The sequence below is a fragment of the Candidatus Krumholzibacteriia bacterium genome (assembly GCA_035268685.1).
GTDB lineage: Bacteria > Krumholzibacteriota > Krumholzibacteriia > JAJRXK01 > JAJRXK01 > JAJRXK01.
This window is the reverse complement of sequence record DATFKK010000135.1, coordinates 14594-30259: the sequence shown is the minus strand read 5'-3', so window position 1 is coordinate 30259 and position 15666 is coordinate 14594. Positions and strand designations below refer to the sequence as shown.

The following is a 15666-nucleotide window of genomic DNA, read 5'->3' as shown; positions in this document are numbered from 1 at the left end:
CGACGGCGGCCACCGTCAGCAGCCACACCGTGAATCGGACCGCGTGCGTGCGTCGCATCAGTGCGTCTCCTGCGTGTCCCCGGCCAGCGCAGCCCGGAGGCTGCCGCCGGCTCGATCCAGGCGGGCGCGGGCCGCGGCCGGGGTTCCGCCCCGGCGCGCCACGACCACCGCCGTCTTCACCTGGTGATCGGTGGCCTCCAGCAGCTCGGCCGCGTGCTCGTAGTCCACACCGCCCAGGTGCATGACCAGACCCTTGGCCCGCTCGACCAGCTTGCGACTGGTCGGAGCGACGTCGACCATCAGATTCTCGTAGGTCTTGCCCCAACGCACCATGGCCGCGGTGGTGAGCATGGTCAGCATCATCTTCTGGGCCAGCGCAGCCTTCATCCGTGTGCTGCCGGTGATCGCCTCGGGACCGGTGACGACCTCGACCACGTGGTCGGCGACGGCGGCCTCGTCGTCGGGATCGAGATGGTTGCCCACGAGGAAGGCCGTCCACGCGCCGCGCTCCCGTGCCCGGCGCAGGACGGCGCGCACATAGGGCGTGCGGCGACTGGCCGAGATGCCGACGAGCACGTCGCGTTCCCCCGGGCCGACGTCGTCGACGTCGGCCACCGCTGCGGCCTCGTCGTCCTCCACACCTTCGGCGCTCCGAACGAGCGTGGGAGCACCGCCCGCGACGAGGCCGCGGACGAGTTCGGGGTCGGTGCCGTAGGTCGGAGGGCACTCGGCCGCGTCGAGCACACCGAGGCGGCCGCTGGTGCCCGCCCCCGCGTAGACGAGACGACCACCCTGGCGGAAGGCGTCGACCACACGGTCCACCACCACCGCCCAGCGCGGAAGTGCGGCCTCGACCACGTCGAGGACCGAGCGGTCCTCCGCGTGGATCGCGCGCAACACGTCCAGTGTCGATCCACGATCGATCTCGCGCGTGCGTGGGTTGCGCTCCTCGGTGGTCAGTCCCCGCAGGAGCTCGTACAGACTCCGGTCCTCCAGGATCCAGCCTCCCTGCCGGTTCCGCGTCCGACCCGTTCAGCGCATGACGACGACCCGACCCATGTCGCTGCGCGCACGGCCGGCCGGTCCGCGGACCTCGAGGCGGTAGAGGTAGGTGCCGTTGGCGACCTCGTCGCCCACCTCGTCGCGGGCGTTCCACTCGACGGTGACGGCACGCAGGGTCTCTCCCGTGCCACTGGTCACCTCGTGCGCTTCGAAGAAGTCCGAGGTGTAGACCGTGCGACCGCTGAGATCGTACACGGTCAGCCGCGCGCTCTCCACCGTCCCCTCGACGTGGGCGGTCACGTAGGTCCGATCGGCGAAGGGGCTCGGCACCGGTGTGTGACGAAGCAGAACGGGAGCGTCGCTGGTGGGTGCCGGCCCGTCGGGCTCGGTCACCTGCGTCGGGAGATCGGCCAGGACCAGCGTCAGCGCCCCGATCGACTCCCCCCCGCGCGGCTGCGCGTCGAAGCCCAGGGTCCAGTCGCGCCCTCCGCCCTCGATCGACAGCCCCAGGACGTCGACCCCTTCGAAGACGACCTCGATCTGGTCGCTGGTCAGGTCGACCGGACTGCGGAACTCGATCTCGAGCGCGGTGCGACGCTGCGGGTCGAGTGTGAGCTGCGACGGGTCGTCGAGCTGCTCGCCGTTGGCGAACACCCGGAGATCCAGGCTCACCGGCAAGCGCAGCACGCGCCGTTGCAGTTCCGGATAGGACTCGTCGTAGACGGCGATCTCGACCGTGTAGTCCTGCGGATACACCGGTAATTCGAGTACACGCTCGATGGCGCGGAGATCGGGATCGGCCACTCCGGGCCGGAGGGTCGCGTAGCTGCGGCCACGGTCGTCGGAGACCTCGATGCGATCGACACCCGACTCGTCGACCGCCGCCAGGGTGAAGGTGGCCGTCGAGTCCCCGGCATCGGCCTCGAGCGCAGTGCCGTCACCGACCTCGCTGCCGCCACGCTCCGCCCGCAGGCGCGGCGCGGCCGCGTCGAGTCGCTGCAGTGGATCACCGAGCAGGTTGTACTGCGAGACCATCTCGTCGAAACCGCCGGAGAAGGCCAGTGCGTTCAGCTCGGCCTGCGCGAGCGACTCACCCATGAGCCACTGGCTCCGCAGATCGTCGCCCAGCACGGGGCTGTTGCGACGCGGTTCGCGGAACATGGCTTCGGTGATCAGCTCCATGAAGCGGGCGTTCGGCAGGAGGAATTCGAAGCCACTGCTCCCGTACGTGGCGAGCGCTCCCTTCTGCGGCAGCCGCATCATGGTCTCGCCCACCGCCGGCGTTCCGAAGAGCGTTTCGTCGGCCTGGCAGAAGTCCGAGATGTGGCACCCCATTCCGAAGAACAGATAGGGCCTGCCCACGTTCGTGAGCTGGTCGCCCTTGTCGGCCGCGATGCGGACGTCGGTGAGGAAGTTCTCGTGGCCGAGCAGATTGAAGTTGGCGTGGCCCTGGTAGCTGACCATGAGCCAACCGTCGCTCAGCAGGTCCTCGAACTGACTGCGGTGGTTCGCCTCGTATCCCTGCCGGACCGTGTTCAGATCGGCACACTGAGCGCCCCCCCGGAACTCGGCGGTGAAGTCGTCCAGGTCGAGGAACTGTGCGATCAGGGTGCCGTCGAGCGGACCCGAGGCACGGCGCGATGCGTTCTCCTGACTGTTCGCGAACTCGCGCTCTCCCGGTTGCAGGCAGTAGGTCGATCCCCCCACGCCCCCGAGGTACGAATCGGTCGAGTAGGCGTCGTCGGCCACCCACAATGTGCGACGGCGCCACTCGTCGTCGGCGGAGGGCTGCTCGTAGGCGATGATCTTGTCGATCATCGTCCGCAACTCGTCGACGTCACCGGCCGGGAGTCGACCGATGACGATGTCCGAGGTCTGGCGCAGGTTGCTCGGGTACGAGCCACCGGTGTAGCCGAACACGCCGTACCACTTGTCCGAAGCCAACAGCTCGTTGCCGTCGAAGTTCTGGATGTGCATGCTGATCGGCACACGATTCGGGGATCCACGCCCCGTCACCATGCGCGCCTCCTCGCCCGCGTCTCCCATCAACACGAGTGCGCGCGCGTCCCACTGCAGGTAGGCGTACTCGGCCAGGTCCCGGATCGCGGCCGGCGATTGCAGTCCGCCCGAGAAGTGATCGTAGATCTGCTCGTGATCGATGTAGGCGAAGTTCCAGTCGCGCCCGCCGACACGATCGCGCCGGAAGTCGATCCATCGCTCGGCCTCGCTGCGGAACTCCTCGGGCCCCACCACCAGGACCTGCACGTCGTCGATGGTGTCGAACAGGTCCGCCACCGTGTCCCGTTGCAGGGTCGTCACCTGCGGAACGTCGAGACGTGCCGCCGCCAGGAAGCGCTTCGTCTGGCCGGGCGCCTGGTCCAGACGGGCCTGCAGGACGAACCCGTCGCCTTCGGACACGAGGCCGTTCGCCGGCAGGGTCACGATGCGCGGTAGGTTCGGATCGCTCACGTCGAAGAGCAGGACCTCGTCGCGGCCGAAGCCCGGGATCCGCACGTCGTAGGGCTGCCCCCCCGTCGGCAGGGTGAAGTCGAGTCGATTTCCGAATGCCCGATAGGTCGCCGGATACTCGAGTTCCACCTCGCCGAAGTAGGCCGACAGGAACGAGTTCGGAACCCCCTCGCGGCGCATGCGGAAGAGCCAGGCCCCGTTCTGGAGCGGCGCGCTCTCGACCTGGCGCTCGAACTCGACCAGACCTCCGTTGGCCGCGGCCAGCAGTCGGGTTCCGAGGTCGATCTCGATCGCACCGTCCTCGCTCCGCAGCGCGAACGAGTACGAATCGGAAATGTTCTGGAACCGGGCAGCGGTCCACCGCACGACCAGGTCGCTGCCGGGAACCGGGTTCACGAACCGGATCGAGCCGAGCGCCTCCTCGACCTCGCGGCCGTCGTTCCAGTGGTAGCGCTCGAGGTCGAGGCGGAAGGGATCCTCCTGATACCCACGGTCCTGCTCGAAGTGCTCGACACGCGTGTACCGGGTCGCCGGATCGTTCCCGGTGTAGGTGCCGGCCGACACGCTCTGCATGCGCGCCCACCCTTCTGCGGGCGGCTCGGCGGCCAGCAGGAAGTACACGTTGTCGCTGTTGTAGTGATCCGGTCGACCCGGCGTGGCGCGCGGACCCCCGGTCGCGCTCCCCCATCGCGCGGCCTCGTCCTCGACGGACAACCCGTAGAACACGATCTGATCGCGCGGATCGAGCGAGGCCGACGGGTCGACGTCGTCACCGGCGAAGTGCACGGGAACGTCGATCACCAGCGGAGCGGGGTATCCGGGCTCGTCCGGTGTCGACGGGCGCAGCTTGACGAGCCGCAACTGCCGGCGTGCGATCGTGGCGGGCAGACCGCCTTCTTCGAGCAGCGCCGCGCCGATCACCCGGCGCACTCCGGTCTGCGAGACCTTCAACCGGATCGGATCGGCGATCAGTGTCGCCGCGTCGAGGACCGCTCCGTCCTGCGCTGCACGACGGAGCATCGCCTCTTCCATGGAACGACGCTTCTGCTCGAGGCGCGGCGGCAGCGTTCTCCAGGTGCCGGCCACTTCGGGGTTCAGCACGACGGCCGCAACGGTGGATTCGACCCGGCCGGGTTCGGGCCGGGCGATTCCGCCGCGTCCGAACTCGACGGTCAGCTCGAGGGTCCGCGCGATCTGCAACGCACCGGTACCCGCATCGTAGAGCACGGGATCGACCCGGAGAGCGGCCAGCCGCTGACGGCGCGTGAAACTGGGCCGGCCGAGGCGCGCGACGTCGCCCCGGGCGGTCCGGAAGGATCCGTAGCCCTCCCCCTCGCGCGCGATCTCGCGCAGACGCGGCTCGCCGGGAAGCGGGTCGGGAACCGGCTCGGGAACCGGGGCGGGAACCACGCGCCCGGGATCGAGGGTTTCGAGATCCAGCCGGTCGATCCGGACTCTGGCCTCGCCCTCGGGCGGCAGCGCGATCCAGCGCGCGGCGCGCGGCAGGACCGGTTGCCCCGGATCGCCGATCCCCGGCGCGCCGGGGATCTCGACCGCGATCCAACGCTGGTCGGGCCCCAGGCCCCGGACGACCTCCTCACCCGCCACGTCGATACGGAGCCGGAGTCGCTGCTCGGAACTCTCGAGCACCGTCCACTCCACCTCGGCGCCCACCGGCGCCGCTACCATCAGACTCGCCAGAACGAGCCAGGAAACCGTAGATCGATGCAATCGCATGACGACGTCCACGCCACGGGAGGCAGAGAGGGGAACTGGGGACGGGCGCAGCGTGGGGACGGGCATCCCCGACGATGGTTGGCGGAACAAGCTTACGTTCGAAGCGCGGGAGGGTCAACCGCACCCCACCGATCCCGGGGCGTACAACGACGAAGGGTCCGGCCGATGGCCGGACCCTTCGGGATCAGAACCACGAGTGTCCCGTCGGTCACTCGGAGCCGAACTGTGCCTTCATGCCGCCCCAGCTACCCTCGTCGGTGTCGACGCTGGTGCTGAGTCGCAGGTTACCGAAATCGGTGAACCTTCGGATGCACTTCGTCGGACCGGTCGCGGTGGAGCACTCGTTGATGGCCAGCCACTCGACCCAGGTCGGGGTGTCCGCCGACGGATTGGCGACGATGCCCACCTCTGCGAGCTGCGTGCCGTCCGTGGGCGACGTGAAGAGGCCGGTGAACGTCACCAGCGCGCGGGGAGTGCTGTCGGCCGGGACGTTCTGACCGGTGCCCACGACGTAGTCGAACACGGGAGCGGCCTTGGCCCCGATGTCGATCGAGACCGGAGTGGCCACCTGGTTCAGAACGAACATGCTGGCCGGAACGGTCACGCGTGCCTCCCAGGCACTCATCCCGTTCGTGGCATTCTGACCGGGCTCGCCGATGGCCGAGAAGTCGATCTCGGTCACGAGATAGAACTCGAACTGCCCGCCCGGAGCAATGTTCTGGAGAAAGTCGACCTGCTGTTCGGGGTCTGCGCTCAGGTACAGACTACCGAAGTCGACATCCCCGAAGGTCTCAGACTGCGCCTGCGCAGGGACCGCCAAGGCACCTGCGATCAACAGCGCAAGGGTGGCGATCGCGATTCGCTTCATGCTCTGTCCTCCTCGAAGTACCCCGGGACGACCGGAGCACTCGTGGCATTACGCACTGGCCTTCCGATGCCCATCAGTCGGCGCAGGTGCTCGCTGGATATCGTCTGCGGGTCGAGGGCTGGGCCGGTGCGAGAACCGGCGACCCGGGCACAGTGCCCACGAGCCCCAAGGGAATAGGCGGACACGCCGTCGGCGTCAAGTCCAATTCCCGAGGACCCGACCCCGGAAACCCGCCCTGATTTCCGGACCTTCGGAGAATACGAACATCCGGCGCCGATTGAAAGGGGCAGGAACGATCGACCGGCCCGGGAATCCCCGGAGGCCCGTGGGGAGCAACGAGGAAGGGCACCCCACCGGGGCGCCCTTCTCCGTCCATGGCAATGGACCGTTCGGACTTCGGACGCGGCCTAGAAGCGCGCCTTGACCTCACCGAAGCTGCTGCTCTCGGTGTCGACCGGGCCGGTCCCGGTGGCGTTCAGGATCAGGCACCCGTCGGGGTAGATGTCGCCGCCGTTGGTGGCCACGCCGAAGGGCGAGATCTGGTTGTTGCAGTCCGAGAAGCCCGGAGGGCTCCCGAAGTCGTCGAACGAGCTCGGGGTGCTCCCGGTGACGCAGAGCGGGCTGTCGGCCGGAATCGCCGTGGTGCCCAGCAGGTTCAGCTGGACCAGCACCGCTGCACCGGTCTCGGGGATGCAGGCGCCGGTGCCGACGATGAAGTTGCGGTCCTGGGCACTGCCGATGTTCAGCGGAACCGGACCGAAGAGCTCGAAGCCGAGCTGGAACAGACCGAGGGCCTCGACGCCGGAGATACCCAGCTCGTAGGCCTTCAGGCCGCCGGGAACGTCGAAGGCGACCGCGAAGACGTCGAAGGCCACTCCGGGAGTGACGTCGAGCGTGGTCATGGTGCCTTCGGCGTCGGCGAACATGGCGAGATCGCCGGGCTCCGGCTGCTGCGCCTGCGCAGCACCGGCGCTCACGACCAGGGCGATGGCCGCGGCTGCAGTGACAAGCTTCTTCATGGAAGCACTTCCTCCGTGAGGGAGACTGTTGAACGCACGAGGGAGAAGATTCCTCCCGGGGATTTATCTCGAACCCTGCCCGTCGGGGGACGGGAAGGGTGATGCCCCGTGGCACCACCCACCCATCGATCGCGACGAAGCAGTCGCTCGTCGAAGACGATCAGTTGCGGTACAGGCTCTTCACCGCACCGAACGACTCGGTCTCGGTGTCGACCGGAGCCTCGACGGTCAGGCTGGGCCCGACGTCGCAGGTCAGGATCACACCGTTGCAGTCGCTGTACACGGGAAGAGTCGTGTCGAGGCTCGACGACTCCGGGTTCCCGGTCACACCGAAGACCGTGGCGGCATCCGGACTCGTCGCGATGAACGAGTACGTGGCCACGAGAACGGGGAAACCGGTGAAACCGATGGCACACTCACCCAGACCGACGTTCTGGCCACTGAAGACCGGCTCGTTCGGATCGTTCGGGAAGTTGAGACCCCCACCGCCCGGTCCGTACTGCGCACCGGTCGAGAAGAGATCGACACCGCCATCGACGGTGAGTGTGTAGCCGACGCCGTTGACCAGACCCTCGACGAACATCACGACATGAATGTCGAAAGGCTCGCCGACGATCGGGCTCACGAAACCCGTCGTTCCCTCGGCATCACCGTAGACACCGAGAGTACAGGGCTGCGCCGCAACGGGACCGGCGGCCACCGCGATCAGGATCGCGATGGTGACGGCCATTGTCCTCTTGAGCATGGGATCACTCCTTGTGGATGCTCAGGCACTTGTTGCGAATTCAAGGGAGTTGCTCTCGGCGGACGGGACACCCCGCGAGAGGTGCCCCCGAGCCGTTGACGGAGCAGGACTAGGGGCAGACTTCCTGGTTGTGGAGCGCGAACTCACCCACGTCGGCGATGTTCAGCTCGCCGTCGTCGATGAAGTCCGAGCGGAACGCGAAGGCACCGCTACCGAAATCCACACCGAACTCACCGACGTCGGCGATGTTGACCACACGGTCGCCCGTGATGTCAGCACTGTTGACGTCGATGCTCAGGGCCGGGCCGGCCAGAGCGTTGCCGCCCAGGAAGACCTGAAGGCCGTTCTGGGTGAAACCGCCACCGAAGATGTTTCCGGTGAAGGTGGTGACACCGCTGGCGTCCGTGTTCGCATCTGCGACCGAACCACCGGGGCAGATGTTCAGCTCATCGGTGCCGTTGTCGTTCAGGGTCACGTCCTGGAACGGAAAGCCCTGGATCGGCGTCCCGTTCGCATCGCGAACGGTGACGGTCACCGTGGCACCTGCCGTCCCCAGGTTCGAACCCAGGCCGGCCGGGGTGATGAGGACCTGAAGCGTCGAGCCCGGGCCAGAGGCCGTGCTCTGCGTCAGATCGGGCACACCCGCGGTCGCCGAGGTGGCGAGACCGAGAAGCATGCTGCCAGCGACAGCGAGACCCAAGAGTCTCTTGTTCATCAAGGATACCTCCCAAGGGTACGTCGCGCGGTCGGTGAGGTTTCCCGACCACGTTGCTTGTTTGTCTTGATCCGCGCTACCGAACTCCTTCCACTCTTTCAACCGATACTCGACACTCAGAGGCTAGCACGCTCCGAGATCGGGTGTCAAGCCCGTCGATTTCGTGCAAATCCAACGGGCGCAAGGAATTAAGCGAAAATCAAGAGCACATGAGAGCCGGACCAACGATCTCGACCGGTCACGATCTGACCAGTCGCGTCCGATCGATCCCGATGGCGGCGAGGCGCGCGAGGCGCTGGTGGGCGAAACAGGACTCGAACCTGTGACCCCCTGCTTGTAAGGCAGGTGCTCTGACCAGCTGAGCTATTCGCCCACCCGATGGTCGCTGCGGTGGCGCAGCCACAGGTGGAGTGGGATGAGCACGCAGTAGCCGGCGACCAGCAGGACGGGGGCGGCCACGGTACTGCGGAGCGACCCGAGGAGAACGTATCCCAGAACGATGCTGAGCAGACCGGCGAACAGCCAGATGTTGCGACGGAGCAAGGGCGACCTCCTCGGGTGCGCAGGGACGGTAGTCCGGGGGCTGGATGGCGTCAACCGGACCCGTCGTCGCGTTGGGCGCGCTGCCACGCACGGTACTGGCGCACGGCGCGGCGGTGCTCCTCCCACGTGCGGCTGAAGCGGTGCCCCCCCGCGCCGTCGGCCACGAAGTACATGGCGTCGAAGTCGGGCTCCGGCCACAGCACCGCGAGCAGGGCCTGCCGCCCGGGACTGTTGATCGGCCCCGGCGGCAGTCCGTGCACACGGTAGGTGTTGTACGGCGACTCGGTCTCGAGGTCCCCGTAGGTGAGGCGGTCCCCGATCTTGCCGACCGCGTAGGCCACCGTCGGATCGGCCTCGAGGCGCCAACCCTGCTCGAGGCGGTTCAGGAACACGGCCGCCACGCGCCGGAACTCGTCGTCGACGGTGACCTCGGCCTCGACGATCGAGGCCAGGGTGACCCACTCGTGGAGGGCGAAGCCCGAGGACTCGAGACGCGCCTCCACCGAATCCACCACCACCGCTCGGAAGGCCTCGACCAGGGTCCCGACGACGGTGGTCGGGTCCACTCCGCGTGCGAAGCGATAGGTCTCGGGGAACAGGTAGCCCTCGAGCGACACCCCTTCGGCCAGGTCGAGGCCCTGGCGCCACCGCGGCAGCGGGTCGCGGACCAGCGAGTCCAGGGCAGCCCGTTCGATGTCCAGGGAGTCGGCGAGGGTGGCGACCACCTGGGAGGCGGTCCAGCCCTCGGGAAGGGTGACCGCGCGCGTCCTCAGCGGACCCTCGACCAGCAGATGGAGCAGTCGGGCCGGCGACGCGTTGCGAGGCAGATCGTACTCGCCGGAGCGGACACCGCGCGCGCCGCCCTCGATCCGCGCGACCGCCCGCAAGGTCCAGGGGGCGTCGAGCAGACCGGCCGCGGTCAGGCGCTCGGCCGTCTCGCGCAGGGTCTCCCCTTCGTGCACCACGAAGGGCACGGTGCCGACGGCACCCTCCCGATCGTCGTAGAGTGCCTTCCATCCCCAGACCCCGCCGACGGCCAGGAAGACCAGCAGCACCGCCAGCGCGCCGCCCACCGCACGGATCCAGGTCCCGTTCATGCGCGCCTCGCGTCGAGCACGGCCTGCAGGATCAGCGCAGCCGCCACGGCATCGCGGTGTTCGCGTGGGCGGCGCCGACCGGCCAGGATCCGCTGGGCCTCCGCCGTCGAGTAGCGTTCGTCGACCAGGCGCACCGTCACGTTCCGCGACCGCAGCCGCGCGGTCAGGAGTTCGGCCACGCGTTCGCTCCGCCGGGCCGATCCCCCGCGCGTGCCGTCCTGGGTGATCGCGTGTCCCACCACCACTTCGGACACCTCGTGTTCGGAGCAAAGACGCTCGACCAGGTCGATCAGGGAGCGGTCGCGCTGACGGTCGTGGGTCGTCAGCGGTGACGCCACGATCCCCTCGGGATCGGACATCGCGATGCCCGTGCGCCGTTCGCCGGGATCGAGGGCGAGCAGGACGGCCACGACGTCGTCCGCCCGATCAGCCCTGGTCGTCGTCGTCGGGGGCGTCGTCGTCGGAGTTCTTCGGGATCTTCGTGAGCTTCACTCCGAAGTTGCCGTTCTCGCGCAGGAAGTCGATCTCGTCGCAGAAGGCGTTCATCATGTAGAGGCCACGACCGCGTTCCTGCATCAGGTCGTTGGGCATCACGCCCAGGTCCCGCGCCTCGAAGTCGAAGCCGTCGCCGTTGTCCCAGACCGTCACTTCGAAACGCTCCGACGAGAACTCGAGGTCGACACGCGTCAGTACGTCCTCGCGCAGTTCGTTGCCGTGTTCGATCGCGTTGGTGCAGGCCTCGATCACCGAGGTCGACAACTCGTCGAGCTCCGACTGGCTGAACGGCAGCTCGCTGCCGACCTCCTGGATCACCGCGTCGGGAACGCCCAGGAACATGTGGGAGCTGGGAAAGTTGATCTCGATACGCACGGCTACGGCCCGACCCCGGTGGAGGCTTGTCACTCGGTGGCGAAGCTCTGGACGGCTTCGTCCTCGCTCTTGTACGTCTCGAACACCGAGTGGAGTTTCGTCACCATGAAGATGCTCTCGATCCGGTCGGAGACGTTCAGGAGCTTCATCTCGCCCTCGTTGCGCTTCAACGTGGTGTAACCCGAGATGAGGATGCCGAGCCCGGTGCTGTTCACCCAGGTCACCTTGGCGAGATCCACCACCACGCGGCTCTTGCCCTGGTGGATCAAGGACTTGAGCGTGCTGTTGAAGAGTTCGCTGTCGGGGCCACCCATGATCTTGCCCGAGACCTCGAGAATGGTGACGCCGTCGACCTCGCGCTCCTTGATCTTCATCGTGACCTCTCGTCTGCACTGCGCTCGTACGGATCGCTCCGACCCGGTCGGTGTCCGGCGCCGGAGCAACTGCGCGCGCGGAGCCGGGCCCGCCGTCGCGCCGGTCCGGAAATGTAGTTGTCCCGCACCGGAACTGTCCACCCAGATCAACCGTCCACCGACGGACGATCGGCGGGACCCTCCACCGGCGGCGTGCCCCCCAATTCGGTCCAGGCCCCGGCGAGGTCCTCGGGGAGCAGGCTACGCCACCGCATGGACGCGCCCGTGGCCGGATGGACCAGCGAGAGTTCACACGCGTGCAGGGCCTGGCGGCCGGCCCGTTTCAGGGCGGCTCGCAGCCGAGGACGGTGCGCGGGATGCGCTCCGGCCAGCCGGCGCTCCCCGCCCCCGTAGAGTTCGTCGCCGAGCACCGGGTGTCCCCGGTGCGCCAGGTGCACGCGGATCTGGTGCGTACGGCCGGTCTTCAGCCGTAGCCGGAGCAGGCTGGCCCCCTCGACCCGGAGTTCCACCCGGAAGTCCGTGATCGCCCGGCGCCCACCCGTCTCGACCACCCGACGCCGTTCGCGCACGCGGGGATCCCGGTCCACCGCGAGGTCGATCCGCGCCTTCGGAGGATCCGGGACGCCCCACACGATTGCGCGGTAGATCCGGCCCAGGGTGCGATCCCGGAGCTGGTCGGCCAGGGCGTGGTGGGCCGTGTCGGTCTTGGCCACCACCATCAGGCCGCTCGTGTCGCGGTCCAGACGGTGGACCAGTCCCGGCCGGGCGCGCCCCCCCACCCCGCTCAGCGCGTCGAGCCGCGCCAGCAGACCGTGCACGAGCGTCTTCTCGCGATGCCCCGGCGCCGGGTGGACGACCACGCCGGCCGGCTTGTCGATCACGGCCAGCTGATCGTCTTCGTGGACGATGTCGAAGGGGACGTCGGGATCGGGAGCGATCTCGACCGGACGCGCCGGTGGAACGACGACACGGATCGTCTGTCCTGCCTTCAGGCGCGTGCGGGCCGGGAGAGGCCGGCCGTCGACCAGCACGTTGTCCTCGTCGATCAACCGCTGCAGCCGGCTACGGCTCAGGCCGAGATCCTGGGCGGCGAGCCACCGATCGAGCCGCTGCCCGTCCGCGTCGTCGCCGGCCCGCAGCTCCTCGATGCGTTCGCTCGGGTCATCCATCGCGACGGTCCACCTCGTCCGCGGTGGCCGGCGCCCGGTCGTCGACGGGTTCCGCGCGGGCCTCGCGTTCGTCCGAATCGCCGTCGCCCTCGCGCTCGTCCGATTCGCCATCGCCCTCGCGCAGCAGGGCCAGGATCAGCACCGCCGCGCCGATGCTCACCCCCATGTCGGCCACGTTGTAGACGGGGAAGGTGTTCCCGCGGAATCCCATCTCGACGAAGTCGACCACGTAGCCGTCGTAGAAGATCCGGTCGACGAGGTTCCCGGCTGCCCCGGAGAGGATCATGGTGTAGGCCACGCGCTTGAGACCCGTCGTGGATCTCCTCATGAGGAGATAGGTCAGACCGACCACGGCGATCGCGCTCACGGCGACGAAGATCCAGCGCTGACCCGGCAGCATGCCGAAGGCCGCGCCCGGATTCCGGACGTAGGTGAAGCGCAGGAGTCCCTCGATCAACGTGACGCCTTCGCTGCGCAGGAACTCGGCGTGGGCGAGCACCATGCGCTTGGTGACGAAGTCCACCACGAAGATCGCGGCCACCGCCACGAAACTCCAAGTGCGCGCCGAGAGGCGCATGGTTCAGACCTCGTCGTCGGAGGATTCGAGGAACGACACCACGAGCTTGCGCAGCGAGGGCTCGGTGCGGTTGGCCACACCGATGATCTCCTGCACGTCGGCCGGCTCGAGCGCGTCGGGCAGGCACTGGTCGGTGATCACGCTCAGCGCGAGCACACGCATTCCGGCGTGCACGGCCACGAGGTTCTCGGGCACCACCGACATGCCGACGATGTCGGCGCCCATGCGGCGCAGCATGCGGTACTCGGCCGCGGTCTCGAGGTTCGGACCGGCCACGGCCACGTACACGCCCTTGTGGGCGCGAATCCCGTGCTCGAGCGCCAGGTGCGCGGTCCGGTCGACGTAGGCACGGTCGTACGGTTGCGACATGTCCGGGAAGCGCGGTCCGAGTTCGTCGTCGTTGGGGCCGATCAGCGGGTTGTCGCCCATCAGGTTGATGTGATCGGTCACGACCACGATGTCACCGGGGACCATGAGCGGGTTCATGCCGCCGACGGCGTTGCTCATGATCAGCGAGTGGCAGCCCATGGCCCGCATGATCCGCACCGGCAGCGTGATCTGCTGCATGGAATAGCCCTCGTAGAAGTGCAGGCGTCCCTGCATGGCCATGACACGGCGGCCGCCGAGGGTTCCGAAGACCATGTTGCCCTCGTGCGACAGGGCCGTGCTCTTCACCATGCCGGGGATCCGGTCGAAGGGCACGCTGGCCACGGCCTCGATCTCGTCGGCGAAACCGCCGAGGCCGGTTCCGAGGATGATCCCGTACTCGGGCTGGAAGTCGGTGATCTCGCGGAGATGGGCGGTGGCGGCGTCGATGCTCGCACGCAGCTCGGACATCGGAAGGGCTCCTCGGGACGGTGACGGCGCAGGTCGGGATCGGCCGGAGAGTGGAATGCGACGGCCGGGGCGTGAACCCCGGCCGTCGTATGTTGGGACCTCCGCGGCGCGCGCGCCACCGTGAATCCATGGCCGATCAGAAGTTCGACAGACCCCGCGTGAAGCGGCTCAACGACCAACGCCCGGCCTCGGGGTCGTCGGGGTCGTTCGACGGTGGCGAAGTCGGCCCGCTGGCGTGCTCCCGCTCGCCCGCGTCCGGTTCGGTGTCGGCCGCACCGGCCGGTGGCGCACCAGCGGCCCCTGCCCACTCCCGCGGGGTCGCCTCGGGCGACGGCGGGGATGCCGGGGTCTCCTCGGGAGCGGCGCCCGAGTCGGCGGCAGCGTGCGGATCCAGCCCGAGACCGGAGACCGGTCCGAGCACCGCGTCGACGGCATCGGTGACCTCGTCCTCCACCGTGTGAGCGTTCTCGGCGGTGGGGGTCCGGTCGTCGTCGGGGTCGGTCGGCGGCTGGGGCCCGGTCGGCCCGCCGGGGGCGTTCTCCGGAGCCGTGCTCTCGTCCACGTTCGTCTCCACGGGGCCGGCCGGCGGAGCCTTGGGCGCCGCTCCGACCTGCACGTCGTAGCCACGCCACTCGTCGACCTCGGGGGCCGACGAGGCCGGCCGCGACGGAGGTTCCGGCGCCTCGGTGCCGGCGCGGTCCGGTTCGGGAGCGAAGGCGGCGGCCGAGAACCCGGGCGTGGCCGGTGGTCCGTCGGCGGTGGTCGACTCCGCGGGAGCCATCGGCTCCTCGGCCGCGGCCTCCGGCGCCTCGGACGGAGCGGCGATCTCACGACGATCGGGATCACGCATCAGACGCTCGATCCGCTCGTCGTCCGACTGGAAGTCCTTGCGGTAGCTCTCGGCCAATCCGATCTGCGCTTCGGCCAACGACTGCAGACGCGCCAGGAAGGCGTCGCGCTGACCGCGCAGTTCACGCATCTGCCCGCGCAACGCGTCGACCTGGTTCTGGATGCTGGCGGTCGCCTCGTGCGCCTTGACCTGCGCGTCGCGCATGATCAGTTCGGCTTCCTTGCGCGCATTCTGGCGCGCCTCGGTCATGACGCGTTCGGCGGTGAGCAGGGTGTCGCGCAGGGTCCGCTCCATGTTGCGGTACTCGGCGACCTTCTCGTCGAGTTCGATGACCTTCTCGCGGAGTTGCTTGTTGTCGGTCAGGACGGCCTCGTACTCGTCGGCGACGGTGGCCAGGAAGGCGTGCACCTCGTCGGGGTCGAGACCACGGACCGAGCGACGGAACTCTTGTTTGCGGACGTCCAACGGCGTGATTCGCATGGAGACTCCCTGGGCATCCCCGCCGGGCGCCGGGCTCAGAGCCCGAACAGGATGCGCTGCAGCAACGACAGCAGCAGCAGCGCCACGAGGGGACTGAAATCGATTCCTCCGAACGAGGGCAGCACCGAACGGATCGGCGCCAGCACCGGCTCGGTCAACTGGTCCAACAGCCGCACCAGCGTGTTGTCGCGGTCGATCGGCAACCAGCTCACGATCACGCGGGCCAGCAGGATCATCGCGTACACGTTGGCGACCGTACTCAGGAGTTCTGCAATCAACGAGCCATCGCCTCCTCGGGCGTCGTTCGGCGCGGG

16 protein-coding genes and 1 tRNA gene are annotated in these 15666 nt (G+C 68.4%); all 17 read right to left on the bottom strand.

Annotated features, from left to right (window positions below; all coding sequences use genetic code 11):
* Positions 1-57 precede the first annotated feature (57 nt).
* Entirely contained in the window at positions 58-969 is a 912-nt protein-coding gene (gene murQ / locus VKA86_12975; protein ID HKK72126.1) for an N-acetylmuramic acid 6-phosphate etherase, read from the bottom strand.
* A 63-nt stretch (positions 970-1032) separates the two neighbouring features.
* Positions 1033-5160, bottom strand: a complete 4128-nt coding sequence (locus VKA86_12970) for a C25 family cysteine peptidase (protein ID HKK72125.1) — start codon at positions 5158-5160, stop codon at positions 1033-1035.
* A gap of 256 nt (positions 5161-5416) precedes the next feature.
* Positions 5417-6076, bottom strand: a complete 660-nt coding sequence (locus VKA86_12965; GenBank protein HKK72124.1) for a hypothetical protein — start codon at positions 6074-6076, stop codon at positions 5417-5419.
* 407 nt (positions 6077-6483) lie between these two features.
* Positions 6484-7095: a hypothetical protein gene (locus VKA86_12960; GenBank protein ID HKK72123.1), complete on the bottom strand. Its 612-nt coding sequence runs from the start codon at positions 7093-7095 to the stop codon at positions 6484-6486.
* A 160-nt stretch (positions 7096-7255) separates the two neighbouring features.
* Positions 7256-7840 carry a hypothetical protein gene (locus tag VKA86_12955; GenBank protein HKK72122.1) on the bottom strand — a complete coding sequence of 195 codons (585 nt, stop codon included), beginning with the start codon at positions 7838-7840 and terminating at the stop codon, positions 7256-7258.
* 109 nt (positions 7841-7949) lie between these two features.
* Positions 7950-8657 (bottom strand): hypothetical protein, encoded by a 708-nt coding sequence (locus tag VKA86_12950; GenBank protein HKK72121.1) that lies wholly within the window; start codon positions 8655-8657, stop codon positions 7950-7952.
* A gap of 194 nt (positions 8658-8851) precedes the next feature.
* Positions 8852-8928 (bottom strand) — tRNA-Val (locus VKA86_12945).
* The gene (locus tag VKA86_12940) at positions 8919-9098 is read right to left on the bottom strand and encodes a hypothetical protein (GenBank protein ID HKK72120.1); all 180 of its coding nucleotides are present in this window, start codon (positions 9096-9098) and stop codon (positions 8919-8921) included. Before VKA86_12940 ends, VKA86_12945 begins: the two co-directional genes overlap by 10 nt.
* A gap of 50 nt (positions 9099-9148) precedes the next feature.
* Complete coding sequence (gene mltG / locus VKA86_12935) at positions 9149-10195, bottom strand: endolytic transglycosylase MltG (protein HKK72119.1); 1047 nt, start codon at positions 10193-10195, stop codon at positions 9149-9151.
* Positions 10192-10605 (bottom strand): Holliday junction resolvase RuvX, encoded by a 414-nt coding sequence (gene ruvX, locus VKA86_12930; protein ID HKK72118.1) that lies wholly within the window; start codon positions 10603-10605, stop codon positions 10192-10194. Before ruvX ends, mltG begins: the two co-directional genes overlap by 4 nt.
* Positions 10606-10621: 16 nt before the next feature.
* Positions 10622-11065, bottom strand: a complete 444-nt coding sequence (locus VKA86_12925; GenBank protein HKK72117.1) for an ATP-binding protein — start codon at positions 11063-11065, stop codon at positions 10622-10624.
* Between the two features lie 29 nt (positions 11066-11094).
* Entirely contained in the window at positions 11095-11439 is a 345-nt protein-coding gene (locus VKA86_12920) for an STAS domain-containing protein (protein ID HKK72116.1), read from the bottom strand.
* A gap of 146 nt (positions 11440-11585) precedes the next feature.
* Complete coding sequence (locus tag VKA86_12915) at positions 11586-12608, bottom strand: RluA family pseudouridine synthase (GenBank protein HKK72115.1); 1023 nt, start codon at positions 12606-12608, stop codon at positions 11586-11588.
* Positions 12601-13185, bottom strand: coding sequence for a signal peptidase II (gene lspA / locus VKA86_12910; GenBank protein ID HKK72114.1), 585 nt, complete (start codon positions 13183-13185; stop codon positions 12601-12603). Before lspA ends, VKA86_12915 begins: the two co-directional genes overlap by 8 nt.
* Positions 13186-13188: 3 nt before the next feature.
* Entirely contained in the window at positions 13189-14022 is an 834-nt protein-coding gene (locus VKA86_12905; protein ID HKK72113.1) for a purine-nucleoside phosphorylase, read from the bottom strand.
* A 136-nt stretch (positions 14023-14158) separates the two neighbouring features.
* Complete coding sequence (locus tag VKA86_12900) at positions 14159-15352, bottom strand: DivIVA domain-containing protein (protein ID HKK72112.1); 1194 nt, start codon at positions 15350-15352, stop codon at positions 14159-14161.
* Between the two features lie 35 nt (positions 15353-15387).
* Positions 15388-15630, bottom strand: a complete 243-nt coding sequence (locus VKA86_12895) for a YggT family protein (GenBank protein HKK72111.1) — start codon at positions 15628-15630, stop codon at positions 15388-15390.
* Between the last annotated feature and the right edge of the window lie 36 nt (positions 15631-15666).

Bases quoted from the DNA above. Each gene is read 5' to 3' on its own strand.
- VKA86_12970 (HKK72125.1), bottom strand. From the start codon at position 5,160: ATGGTAGCGGCGCCGGTGGGCGCCGAGGTGGAGTGGACGGTGCTCGAG.
- VKA86_12965 (HKK72124.1), bottom strand. From the start codon at position 6,076: ATGAAGCGAATCGCGATCGCCACCCTTGCGCTGTTGATCGCAGGTGCC.
- VKA86_12960 (HKK72123.1), bottom strand. From the start codon at position 7,095: ATGAAGAAGCTTGTCACTGCAGCCGCGGCCATCGCCCTGGTCGTGAGC.
- VKA86_12955 (HKK72122.1), bottom strand. From the start codon at position 7,840: ATGCTCAAGAGGACAATGGCCGTCACCATCGCGATCCTGATCGCGGTG.
- mltG (HKK72119.1), bottom strand. From the start codon at position 10,195: ATGAACGGGACCTGGATCCGTGCGGTGGGCGGCGCGCTGGCGGTGCTG.
- VKA86_12920 (HKK72116.1), bottom strand. From the start codon at position 11,439: ATGAAGATCAAGGAGCGCGAGGTCGACGGCGTCACCATTCTCGAGGTC.
- VKA86_12915 (HKK72115.1), bottom strand. From the start codon at position 12,608: ATGGATGACCCGAGCGAACGCATCGAGGAGCTGCGGGCCGGCGACGAC.
- lspA (HKK72114.1), bottom strand. From the start codon at position 13,185: ATGCGCCTCTCGGCGCGCACTTGGAGTTTCGTGGCGGTGGCCGCGATC.
- VKA86_12905 (HKK72113.1), bottom strand. From the start codon at position 14,022: ATGTCCGAGCTGCGTGCGAGCATCGACGCCGCCACCGCCCATCTCCGC.
- VKA86_12900 (HKK72112.1), bottom strand. From the start codon at position 15,352: ATGCGAATCACGCCGTTGGACGTCCGCAAACAAGAGTTCCGTCGCTCG.